The sequence below is a fragment of the Cronobacter sp. HA18006 genome (assembly GCF_011605445.1).
Classification (GTDB): Bacteria; Pseudomonadota; Gammaproteobacteria; order Enterobacterales; family Enterobacteriaceae; genus Cronobacter; species Cronobacter sakazakii.
Window position 1 is genome coordinate 296,662 of the sequence record NZ_JAANQB010000024.1, and the last position, 10,811, is coordinate 307,472.

The 10,811-nt window shown below is 58.1% G+C and carries 9 protein-coding genes, 1 rRNA gene and 1 pseudogene; 7 read left to right on the forward strand and 4 right to left on the reverse strand.

The window, feature by feature from the left end:
• The first annotated feature begins 24 nt into the window (after positions 1-24).
• From trxC to G9X48_RS19415, 5 genes are all read left to right on the forward strand, one after another.
• Positions 25-456 (forward strand): thioredoxin TrxC, encoded by a 432-nt coding sequence (gene trxC / locus G9X48_RS19395; protein ID WP_007851786.1) that lies wholly within the window; start codon positions 25-27, stop codon positions 454-456.
• Between the two features lie 69 nt (positions 457-525).
• The gene (locus G9X48_RS19400) at positions 526-1,227 is read left to right on the forward strand and encodes a tRNA-uridine aminocarboxypropyltransferase (protein WP_097641683.1); all 702 of its coding nucleotides are present in this window, start codon (positions 526-528) and stop codon (positions 1,225-1,227) included.
• Between the two features lie 33 nt (positions 1,228-1,260).
• Entirely contained in the window at positions 1,261-3,921 is a 2,661-nt protein-coding gene (gene pat / locus G9X48_RS19405) for a protein lysine acetyltransferase (protein WP_097641682.1), read from the forward strand.
• A gap of 112 nt (positions 3,922-4,033) precedes the next feature.
• Positions 4,034-5,389 (forward strand): CDP-diacylglycerol--serine O-phosphatidyltransferase, encoded by a 1,356-nt coding sequence (gene pssA, locus G9X48_RS19410; RefSeq protein ID WP_097641681.1) that lies wholly within the window; start codon positions 4,034-4,036, stop codon positions 5,387-5,389.
• A 53-nt stretch (positions 5,390-5,442) separates the two neighbouring features.
• Positions 5,443-5,766, forward strand: a complete 324-nt coding sequence (locus G9X48_RS19415) for a YfiM family lipoprotein (RefSeq protein WP_076726125.1) — start codon at positions 5,443-5,445, stop codon at positions 5,764-5,766.
• Here the strand turns inward: G9X48_RS19415 and G9X48_RS19420 are convergent.
• Both G9X48_RS19420 and G9X48_RS19425 read right to left on the reverse strand, forming a co-directional pair.
• A complete protein-coding gene (locus G9X48_RS19420; protein ID WP_097641680.1) occupies positions 5,763-7,064 on the reverse strand; it encodes an MFS transporter in 1,302 nt (433 codons plus the stop codon). The two genes, G9X48_RS19415 and G9X48_RS19420, sit on opposite strands and share 4 nt — an antisense overlap.
• 116 nt (positions 7,065-7,180) lie before the next feature.
• Positions 7,181-7,636 (reverse strand): DUF4385 domain-containing protein, encoded by a 456-nt coding sequence (locus G9X48_RS19425; RefSeq protein ID WP_097641701.1) that lies wholly within the window; start codon positions 7,634-7,636, stop codon positions 7,181-7,183.
• Positions 7,637-7,794: 158 nt separating this feature from the next.
• On the opposite strand from G9X48_RS19425, the gene G9X48_RS19430 reads away from it, so the two are divergent.
• Complete coding sequence (locus G9X48_RS19430) at positions 7,795-9,591, forward strand: thiamine pyrophosphate-requiring protein (protein WP_097641679.1); 1,797 nt, start codon at positions 7,795-7,797, stop codon at positions 9,589-9,591.
• Between the two features lie 38 nt (positions 9,592-9,629).
• Here G9X48_RS19430 and G9X48_RS19435 read toward each other — a convergent pair whose 3' ends face one another.
• The gene (locus G9X48_RS19435; protein ID WP_097641678.1) at positions 9,630-10,097 is read right to left on the reverse strand and encodes a helix-turn-helix domain-containing protein; all 468 of its coding nucleotides are present in this window, start codon (positions 10,095-10,097) and stop codon (positions 9,630-9,632) included.
• 247 nt (positions 10,098-10,344) lie between these two features.
• Here G9X48_RS19435 and G9X48_RS19440 point away from each other — a divergent pair.
• Positions 10,345-10,566 (forward strand): annotated as a pseudogene (locus G9X48_RS19440) (molybdopterin-guanine dinucleotide biosynthesis protein MobB); the annotation flags it as partial.
• Positions 10,567-10,691: 125 nt separating this feature from the next.
• Here G9X48_RS19440 and rrf read toward each other — a convergent pair.
• A 5S ribosomal RNA gene (gene rrf / locus G9X48_RS19445) occupies positions 10,692-10,807 on the reverse strand.
• Positions 10,808-10,811: the final 4 nt, after the last annotated feature.

Consider the following 10,811-nt stretch of genomic DNA (forward strand, 5'->3'; position numbering starts at 1 on the left):
TCACCTGCAACCCAGAGGTTAGCTATGAATACCGTTTGTGCCGCTTGCCAGACTGTCAATCGCGTGGATGAAGAGCGTATTGAAGACGGCGCGAAGTGCGGCCGCTGTGGCCACGCGCTGTTTGACGGCGATGTGATTAACGCCACCAGCGAAACGCTGGATCAGCTGCTTAAAGATGACCTGCCGGTAGTGATTGATTTCTGGGCGCCGTGGTGCGGCCCGTGCCGTAGCTTTGCGCCGATCTTTGAAGATGTCGCCGAAGAGCGCAGCGGCAAAATACGCTTTGTAAAAGTGAACACCGAGGCCGAGCCGGAGCTGAGCGCGCGTTTTCGCATTCGCAGCATCCCGACCATCATGATGTTCAAAAACGGACAGCTGGTGGATATGCTCAACGGCGCCGTGCCAAAAGCGCCGTTCGATACCTGGCTGAACGAAGCGACGAACGAAGCCGTATAACGTCTGCCGCGGGGCGCGTCTTGTGCCCCACGATTCCCTCTGCGACAATGGCGTTTTTGCCGACTTCCCATGACTGAAAACGCCGTCCTTCGCCTGCGCGCCGAGCGCCTGGCGCGCGCCACCCGCCCTTTTCTCGCCCGCGGCAACCGTATTAAACGCTGCCAGCGTTGCCTGCTGCCGTTACGCCACTGCTTATGCGACACGCTGCAACCGCAGCCGGCCCGCAGCCGTTTCTGTCTGATAATGTTTGATACCGAGCCGATGAAGCCCAGCAATACCGGCAGGCTTATCGCCGATATTCTGCCTGATACGGAGGCGTTTCAGTGGTCGCGCACCGAGCCGCCCGCAGCACTTCTTGAACTCGTGGCAAACCCTGACTATCAGCCTGTGGTGGTGTTCCCGGCCTCCTACGCCGATGCCGGACGCGAAGTGCTGACCGCCCCGCCGCGTACCGGCAAGCCGCCGCTTTTTATTATGCTCGACGGCACCTGGACCGAAGCGCGCAAAATGTTTCGCAAAAGCCCTTATCTTGACGCGCTGCCGGTGATGTCGGTGGATTTAACGCGGGTATCGACCTATCAATTGCGCGAAGCGCATGCCGACGGGCAGTACTGCACGGCGGAAGTGGCGATAGCGCTGCTGGACGGCGCGGGCGATACCGCGGCGGCGCAAGGCTTAAGCAATCACTTTGCGCTGTTTCGCGAGCGCTATCTTGCCGGTAAACCGCATCATCAGGGCAGCGTCACAGCAGCGCAGGCAGAAAGCGTTTAAAATCATCAGGTCACTTCGACGCCGGAGGAAATGATGAGCCAACGTGGCCTGGAAGCGCTGTTACGTCCCAAATCCATCGCCGTCATCGGCGCATCGATGAAACCCGACAGAGCCGGTTTTCTGATGATGCGCAATCTGCTGGCGGGCGGTTTTAGCGGGCCGGTTCTGCCGGTGACGCCTGCCTGGAAAGCGGTCTGTGGCGTGCTGGCCTGGCCGGATGTCGCAAGCCTGCCGTTTACGCCCGATCTCGCGGTGCTGTGTACCCACGCAAAGCGCAACCTGGCGCTGCTGGAGGCGCTTGGCGAAAAAGGCTGTAAAACGTGCCTGGTGCTCTCATCGCCCCCGGAACAACATGCCGAACTGCTGGCCTGCGCGGCGCGCTTTCAGATGCGCCTGCTCGGCCCGAACAGTCTGGGGCTGCTGGCGCCGTGGCAGGGTCTTAACGCCAGTTTTTCGCCAGTGCCGATCCGCAAAGGCAAGCTCGCGTTTATTTCGCAGTCCGCTGCCGTTTCAAACACCATTCTCGACTGGGCGCAGCAGCGCCAGCTCGGCTTCTCCTGGTTTATCGCGCTGGGCGACAGCCTGGATATCGACGTGGATGAACTGCTCGATTATCTAGCGCGCGACAGTAAAACCAGCGCCATTCTGCTCTACCTGGAGCACCTGAGCGACGCCCGACGCTTTGTCTCCGCCGCCCGTAGCGCCTCGCGCAATAAACCCATTCTGGTGATTAAGAGCGGGCGCAGCCCCAGCGCGCGCCGCCTGCTGAATACCCACGCCGGGCTGGACACAGCCTGGGATGCGGCAATTCAGCGCGCCGGTCTGCTGCGCGTGCAGGACACTCATGAACTGTTCTCGGCGGTGGAAACCTTAAGCCATATGCTCCCGCTGCGCGGCGAGCGACTGATGATTGTCAGCAACGGCGCCGCTCCTGCCGCGCTGGCGCTCGACGAACTCTGGCGGCGACAGGGAAAACTCGCCACGCTCGATGACGCCATGCTGACGCGGCTTCAGCAGCAGTTGCCGGAAGGCATTCACGCTGACAACCCGCTCGACCTGCGCGATGACGCCACGCCTGCGCGCTATTTAAAAGCGATCGAAGCACTGCTGGACAGCCACGATTTCGACGCGCTGATGGTTATCCACTCGCCAAGCGCCGCCGCGCCCGGCAGCGAGAGCGCCCGCGCGCTGATCGATCTCTTTAACCGCCACCCGCGCGGCAAGTATGTGACGCTGATTACCAACTGGGGCGGTGAGTTCTCTTCCCAGGAGGCGCGTCATCTGTTCAGCGAAGCGGGTATTCCCACCTATCGCACGCCGGAAGGCGCAGTCACCGCGTTTATGCATATGGTGGAGTATCGCCGCAACCAGAAACAGCTGCGGGAAACCCCGGCGCTGCCCGCTACGCTCCCGGCGGATACCGCCCAGGCGCACCAGTTGTTGCAGCAGGCGTGCGCCGAAGGCGTGACGCAGCTCGATACTCATGAAGTGCGCCCGATTCTGGAGGCTTATGGCCTGCACACGCTGCCGACATGGATAGCGGGCGACAGCGCCGAGGCGGTGCATATCGCGGGGGAAATTGGCTACCCGGTGGCGCTGAAGCTGCGCTCGCCGGATATTCCGCATAAATCTGAAGTTCAGGGGGTGATGCTTTATCTGCGCACCGCTCACGAAGTACAGCGCGCGGCGGACGCGATGCTTGACCGGGTGAAAATGACCTGGCCGCAGGCGCGCATTCACGGCCTGCTGGTGCAGAGCATGGCGAACCGCGCCGGCGCGCAGGAGCTGCGGGTGGTGGTTGAGCACGATCCCGTCTTCGGACCGCTGATTATGCTGGGCGAAGGCGGCGTCGAGTGGCGTCCTGAGGCGCAGGCCGCCGTCGCGCTGCCGCCGCTGAACATGAATCTGGCGCGTTATCTGGTGATTCAGGCAATCAAGAGCGGCAAAATTCGCGGGCGTAGCGCGCTGCGTCCCCTGGATATCGCAGGCTTAAGCGAGCTGCTGGTGCAGGTGTCTAACCTGGTGGTGGATTGCCCAGAAATTTCACGGCTGGATATTCATCCCCTGCTCGCCTCCGGCAGCGATTTTACGGCGCTGGACGTCACGATGCAGCTTGCGCCCTTTACCGGTGATGCAGACGCGCGGCTGGCGGTTCGCCCCTATCCGCACCGTTTAGAGGAGTGGGTGACGCTGAAGAACGGCGAGCGCTGCCTGTTCCGCCCTATTCTTCCCGAAGATGAACCCCAGCTACAACGCTTTATCTCGCAGGTGACGAAAGAAGATCTTTATTACCGTTACTTTAGCGAGATCAATGAATTTACCCATGATGATTTAGCCAATATGACCCAGATCGACTACGATCGAGAAATGGCTTTTGTGGCGGTACGTCAGCAGACAGGCAGTGAGGAAATTATCGGCGTTACCCGCGCCATTTCCGATCCGGATAATATCGACGCCGAGTTCGCGGTCCTTGTCAGATCCGATCTGAAAGGCCTCGGCCTCGGGCGTCGGCTGCTGGAAAAATTGATAGCCTACACGCGCGATCATGGTTTATCGCGGCTGAATGGCATTACCATGCCGCATAACCAGGGGATGGTGGCGCTGGCCCGCAAGCTTGGCTTTAGCGTCGATATTCAGCTGGATGAAGGCATCGTTGCCCTGAGCCTGGCGCTGGCAAAACCCGCCGATTCGTGAGTAAGGTACTGGAAATGTTGACCACTTTTTTGGACAGTAATGGTATTATCGTCCGCTTCCGTCGTCTGCATTGCACAGAAGACCATCCACTTCAGAGAAGATATGCACTGTGATGTTGTCAAAATTTAAACGCAACAAACATCAACAACACCTTGCCCAACTACCGAAGCTTTCTCAGTCAGTTGATGATGTCGCGTTCTGTTTCGCGCCCGCCGATTTCCGCAAACAGCTCCTGGAAAAGATAGCGACGGCGACCACGCGTATCTGCATCATCGCGCTCTATCTTGAGCAGGACGATGGCGGCAAAGGCGTGTTGTCGGCACTTTATGAAGCCAAGCGTCAACGCCCGGAGCTTGACGTCAGCGTCCTGGTGGACTGGCATCGCGCGCAGCGCGGACGCATCGGCGTGGAAGCCTCGAACACTAACGCCGACTGGTATTGCCGCATGGCGCAGGAAAACCCGGACGTCAGCGTGCCGGTGTACGGCGTGCCGGTGAATACCCGCGAGGCGCTGGGCGTGCTGCATTTCAAAGGCTTTATCATCGATGATTGCGTGCTCTACAGCGGCGCGAGCCTGAACGACGTGTATCTGCACCAGCACGATAAATATCGCTATGACCGCTACCATTGCATCCGTAACGCGAAGCTTGCCGACGTGATGTTTGACTGGGTGCGCACGCAGTTAATGAATGGCCACGCGGTGAATCGTCTCGACGATCCGAACCGTCCAAAAAGCCCGGAAATCAAAAACGACATCCGCCAGTTCCGCCATCTGCTGCGCGATGCCGCGTATCATTTTCAGGGCGATGCCGATAACGATCAGCTGGCCGTGACGCCGCTGGTGGGGCTTGGCAAATCGAGCCCGCTGAATAAAGCCATTTTTCACCTGATGCCCTGCGCGGAAGAGAAGCTGGTCATCTGTACGCCGTACTTTAACCTGCCCGCGGTGCTGGTGCGTAATATCATCCAGCTTCTGCGCGACGGCAAAAAAGTGGAAATCATCGTCGGCGATAAAACGGCCAATGACTTTTATATTCCGGAAGATCAGCCGTTTAAGATCATCGGCGCGCTGCCTTATCTCTATGAGATCAACCTGCGCCGTTTCTTAAGCCGTCTGCAGTATTACGTCAACACCGATCAACTGGTGGTGCGTCTGTGGAAAGATGGTGATAACAGCTATCACCTGAAAGGCATGTGGGTCGACAATGAATGGATGCTGCTGACCGGCAACAACCTTAACCCGCGCGCCTGGCGTCTCGATCTGGAAAACGCGATTCTTATCCACGATCCGAAGCAGCAACTGGCTTCCCAGCGCCAGCGTGAACTTGCCGAAATCCGCACCCATACCACGGTGGTAAAACACTATCGCGACCTGCAAAGCATCGCCGATTACCCGGTAAAAGTGCGCAAGCTTATCCGCCGTCTGCGCCGTATCCGTATCGACCGGCTGATTAGCCGCATTCTCTGACGCCTGTCGCTTAACGAAGCCCTGCACCGCAGGGCTTTTTTATGGAGAACGCTATGCGCGCCTTTCTGCTTTCGTTAGTTGTCACACTTACCGGCTGTAGCCATATGGCGCAGGACAACTGGGCAGGCCAGGATAAAGCCCAGCACTTTTTAGGCTCAGCGCTGCTCGCTGCCGCCGGGAATGAATACGCCCAGCGGCAAGGGCATTCCCCGGATCGGTCCGCCGCGTTCGGGCTGATGTTTTCGGTTTCCCTTGGCGCGACGAAAGAACTCTGGGACAGCCGCCCGGCGGGGAGCGGCTGGAGCTGGAAAGATCTGGCGTGGGACGTGGCGGGCGCCAGCGCCGGTTATGCGGTCTGGCAGATGGCGGAGCATTAAAGCCGCATGCCTTTTCCTTTGCGGTGGAGCTTCAGCGAAACCAGAAACGCGACGGCGCCCATCGCCGAGACATACCAGAAAAACGCCGTTTCTGAACCCAGCGATTTCAGCGACAGCGCCACATACTCCGCCGAGCCGCCAAAGAGCGCGTTGGCGACCGCGTAAGAGAGACCGACGCCCAGCGCGCGCACCTGCGCCGGGAACATCTCGGCTTTCACGATGCCGCTAATCGAGGTATAGAAGCTGACAATCAGCAGCGCGAGCATCACCAGCCCGAACGCCGCCAGCGGCGAACTGACATTTTGCAGCGCCATCAGGATCGGCACGGTACAGAGCGAGGCAAGCGCGCTGAAGCAGAGCATCGAACTGCGACGGCCAATTTTATCCGACAGCGCCCCGAAGAACGGTTGCAGCAGCATAAATGCGAAGAGTGCGGCGGTCATCACCATACTCGCGGTATTCGCATGCATTCCCGCCGTATTGACGAGATATTTCTGCATATAGGTCGTAAACGTATAAAAACTCAGCGAACCGGCGGCGGTAAACCCGAGGACCATGATGAACGCCCGACGGTTGCGCCAGAGGCCTTTCAGCGAGCCAGCCTCTTTCAGCGCGCGCGTCTCCTGCTGTGAGGTTTCATCAAGCGAGCGACGCAGCCACAGCGCCACCACCGCCAGCACCGCGCCCAGCGCGAAGGGAATGCGCCAGCCCCAGGCGCGCAGAGCGTCATCTGACAAAATCTGTTGCAGCACGACGACAACCAGCAGCGCCATTAACTGCCCGCCGATAAGCGTCACGTACTGGAATGACGCATAAAAGCCTTTGCGCCCTTCGATAGCCACTTCGCTCATGTAAGTCGCGCTGGTGCCATATTCTCCCCCGACCGACAGTCCCTGGAACAGGCGCGCCACAAGTAACAGCAGCGGCGCCCAGGTACCAATCACTGCGTAACCCGGCAGACAGGCAATGACCAGCGAGCCGAAACACATCATACAGACAGAAATCAGCATGGAGGTTTTACGGCCATGTTTATCGGCGATGTAACCAAAGAGCCAGCCGCCGATAGGGCGCATCAGAAAGCCTGCGGCGAAGATGCCTGCCGTTTGCAGAAGCTGTGTGGTGCTATTGTCAGAGGGGAAAAAGATATGCGCGAAGTAGAGCGAACAAAAGGAGTAGACGTAGAAATCAAACCACTCGACGAGGTTGCCAGACGAGGCACCGACAATCGCCCAGACACGTCGGCGGGTATCGCTGGAAGTCAGTGACGGTTTATCTGTCCGGGCGGTAACTTCGGTCATGTCTCTCTCCTTTTTAAATCCGCGGCTTGTACTCCGGGCAATTAGCAGGCTATAAAATATCATGTTAATTATATGTTAATAGCATTTCCGTGAGGAGGCGGGGAATTTACGCGTCGTTAGCCCCACTTTTCCTGATGGGCTTTTTTACGCCGCAGATAATCTTCATCTGCCCGGATGCGATCCCACCACCCTTTAAAGACTTTTGCCGCCGCCGCTTTAGTCGGATCGTTGCCGCGCGGATTCAGGTTACGGTCGGCGTCATATTTTTTGCCGCCTTTATAATTGGCGTAGCGACGCGCGCGGGTGTATCCCATCTGAATGAACTTGCGCGCCATATCCATACCGACAAAATCGTCCTTTTTACGGTACGCCTCGAATAACTCATAAATCTTTTCCGCCGAGGCTGTGGCGCTCTCTTCGTCTTTATAGCGCCAGTACAGGAGGATTTCGCTTTTATACGGCTCAACCAATAAGACGCCCTGTTCGCCACGCCCGACCTGATACCGTTCCGGGTGCGCGCGAAAGTCGATGCTGTCGAAGTCCTGCTGGTAATCAAAAGGTTTAATGGCCACGGGCATGCCTCCTTTAATACGGTTCGTATAACCATAGCAGGCTTCGGAGAACTCCCGCTTTTCGCTTACCGCCATGAAGTGGACTACCCTTCAACAGGTTAGCTTTTCGAGCGCAGCTCAGGATTTATGCGCACACTCACCTGACGCGAGGCACGATAATGACCAAAAAAACGAGCGACTTTTTTGTAGAACGACTGAAAGCCTGGGGCGTAACCCGCATTTATGGCTACCCCGGCGACGGGATTAACGGCGTACTGGGCGCGTTGCAGCGCGCCGATAAAGCTGGCGACGGCATTGAGTTTATCCAGGTGCGCCATGAAGAGATGGCGGCATTTATGGCCTGCGCCCATGCGAAATTTACGGGCGAGCCGGGTGTTTGCCTCTCAACCGGCGGACCGGGCGCCACACATCTGCTGACTGGCCTGTATGACGCGCAGATGGATCATATGCCGGTTATCGCGATTGCAGGCCAGGCGGAAACGACCGCCCGCGGCGCGACCTATCAGCAGGAATTGAATCTGGATCGCGTCTTCAGCGATGTGGCGAGCTTTGTTCAGGAGGCGGCGACGCCCGCGCAGTTGCGTCATCTGGTGGATCGCGGCGTGCGGATCGCGAAAGCGAATAATGGCGTGACGGTGCTGATCCTGCCCAAAGATCTTCAGGATGAGCCCTGGCAGGAGCCGCAGCACGCGCACGGCTTCACGCATTCCGGGCCCGGCTATCAGCGCCCGCATGTGATCCCGCATCAGTACGATCTTCAGCGCGCCGCGGATATTCTTAACGACGGTAAAAAAGTCGCGATCCTGATAGGCGCGGGCGCGCGCGAAGCGGCGGTGGAAGTGGTACAGGCGGCAAACCTGCTCGGTGCGGGTGTTGCTAAAGCGTTGCTTGGCAAAGATGTATTGCCAGATGACACGCCGTTTGTGACGGGCTGTATTGGCCTGCTTGGCACCGAGCCGTCGTGGGATCTGATGCAGGGCTGCGATACGCTCCTGATGATCGGCACCGGCTTCCCGTGGACGGAATTCCTGCCGAAAGAAGGTCAGGCTCGGGCGGTGCAGATAGATATCGATGCCTCAATGCTTGGTCTGCGTTACCCGACAGAGGTAAATTTGCATGGCGATGCCGTGAGCACGTTACAGGCGCTGCTTCCGCTCCTTAAACGTAAAGAAGACCGCAGCTGGCAGGAGAAAATCGCGGTTTCCGTCAAAGCGTGGTGGGAGAAAATCGAAGAACGTGCAATGGCGAAAGCGACGCCGGTCAACCCGCAGCGCGTGGTGTGGGAGATGTCGCCATTGCTGCCGGATAACGCGATTGTCACCTCAGATTCCGGCTCGTGCGCCAACTGGTTTGCGCGGGATTACAGAGTGAAGCAGGGCCAGCGGGCGTCTCTCTCGGGCGGTCTGGCATGTATGGGCGCGGCAGTGCCATATGCCATCGCCGCGAAATTCGCTTTCCCGGAAAAACCCGTTGTGGCGCTGGTGGGCGATGGCGCGATGCAGATGAATAATCTCGCGGAGCTGATTACCATCCAGAAATACTGGCAGCGCTGGTCCGATCCGCGGTTGATCGTCTGCGTATTCAATAACCAGGATCTGAATCAGGTAACGTGGGAGCAGCGCATTATGGAAGGCAACCCGCGCTTTGCCGCGACGCAGGATGTGCCGGACGTGCCCTATGCGCAGTTTGCGGAATCGATCGGGCTGAAAGGGATTTACGTTGACTCCCCGGAAGCGCTCCAGGCCGCCTGGCAGCAGGCGCTGGCGGCCGATCGTCCGGTCGTACTGGAAGTGAAAACCGATCCGGAAGTGGCACCGCTGCCACCGCATATCAGCTTTGCCCAGGCGAAAGGGTTTATGTCCTCTATGGCGAAAGGCGATAAATCGGCGGGTAAGGTGATTGCGGATACCGCGCATCAGGTGATGAATACCGTCCTGCCGGGTAAAAAATCGTAACGCGTCGGCTCCTCAGGCAAGCTGAGGAGCCTTTTCTCTTACTTGCGCAGTAATTTTTGCAGCCGCTGCTGCTGCCATTGTTCAATCCAGCCCCGTAGTAAGAATAAACGCAGGCCTTTCACTACCAGTAATCCACCCCAAATGAGCATCACCCATAATGACCAGTGACTTTCCGGCGATGTAAAACGGTTAATCAGGAAAAGCCCAACGCAAACCACCACCGCAGTGGACAGGCTGCGATAAAAGTGCCGCTCCTCATCCAGACGTCTGCGGGCAGTGGACACCGCTTCATCCAGCGGGCCCGCAGCCTGTAGCGGCGCGCCCGTTAATTCTTCTACGCGCGTGTCAAAAACAGCGGCCAGCGCGCTTAACGTTTCGAGCGAGGGCGGCTCCCCTTTTTCTATGCGCTGAATAGTGCGAACGCTGACCGAGGAGAGTTCTGCCAGTTGTTCCTGAGACCAGGCACGAGCGAGGCGAAGCGCGCGGATGCGGTTTTCGGTTTTCATAACTGTGACCTTCTCTATGAGAAATGTGGCAGACAGTATTGCGCTCTGCTGGTAAAAACCGCCACGACACGGGCCTGACAGAGACACGACAGTAAGGCGACACGCTGCTGACATAGCTTCACAGGCTGAAAATCAGAATATGACGTGGCCGCAAGTTGAGCAAGATCGGGGCTTTTTGTAAGCGGGGTATGGATGAATTTAATGTAGCAACCCTAATGTGCGTAGCGTCGGTATTCTGTTGCGAAGCTTGATTCTGGTGAAAGGGTTTAAACACGAGGCGGTAGCGAAAATCATGCTGTTCCGGGAGGGGGCCGGGCGGGACGTTGCAGAGTTAATGCCGGACAGCCACGTGATTGCCGTGGCCAGTGACAGACCGTTATCTGAGGCGGAATTACCTGTGCTGGATATCAACGAGCCCGCGCAGGTTGCGGCGTTTATCGCTGACTGGCTGGCGGCGCAGCGCTCGTAAGGGATTCAGTACGGACAGAGGATGAGGCGTATAAAAAAGAGGGGACACTTTTCCGGTGGCGCTGTTTTTCTGTCACGCGCAAAAGCAAAAACCCCTCAGCGGGGCTGAGGGGTTCTTTATTTGATGCCTGGCAGTTCCCTACTCTCGCATGGGGAGGCCCCACACTACCATCGGCGCTACGGCGTTTCACTTCTGAGTTCGGCATGGGGTCAGGTGGGACCACCGCGCTACAGCCGCCAGGCAAA

What these genes read in the sequence shown, in the direction of transcription:
- G9X48_RS19415 (WP_076726125.1), top strand. Translation starts at nt 5,443, where the DNA reads ATGCGCGCCTTTCTGCTTTCGTTAGTTGTCACACTTACCGGCTGTAGC.
- pssA (WP_097641681.1), top strand. Translation starts at nt 4,034, where the DNA reads ATGTTGTCAAAATTTAAACGCAACAAACATCAACAACACCTTGCCCAA.
- G9X48_RS19420 (WP_097641680.1), bottom strand. Translation starts at nt 7,064, where the DNA reads ATGACCGAAGTTACCGCCCGGACAGATAAACCGTCACTGACTTCCAGC.
- G9X48_RS19430 (WP_097641679.1), top strand. Translation starts at nt 7,795, where the DNA reads ATGACCAAAAAAACGAGCGACTTTTTTGTAGAACGACTGAAAGCCTGG.
- G9X48_RS19400 (WP_097641683.1), top strand. Translation starts at nt 526, where the DNA reads ATGACTGAAAACGCCGTCCTTCGCCTGCGCGCCGAGCGCCTGGCGCGC.
- trxC (WP_007851786.1), top strand. Translation starts at nt 25, where the DNA reads ATGAATACCGTTTGTGCCGCTTGCCAGACTGTCAATCGCGTGGATGAA.
- G9X48_RS19435 (WP_097641678.1), bottom strand. Translation starts at nt 10,097, where the DNA reads ATGAAAACCGAAAACCGCATCCGCGCGCTTCGCCTCGCTCGTGCCTGG.
- pat (WP_097641682.1), top strand. Translation starts at nt 1,261, where the DNA reads ATGAGCCAACGTGGCCTGGAAGCGCTGTTACGTCCCAAATCCATCGCC.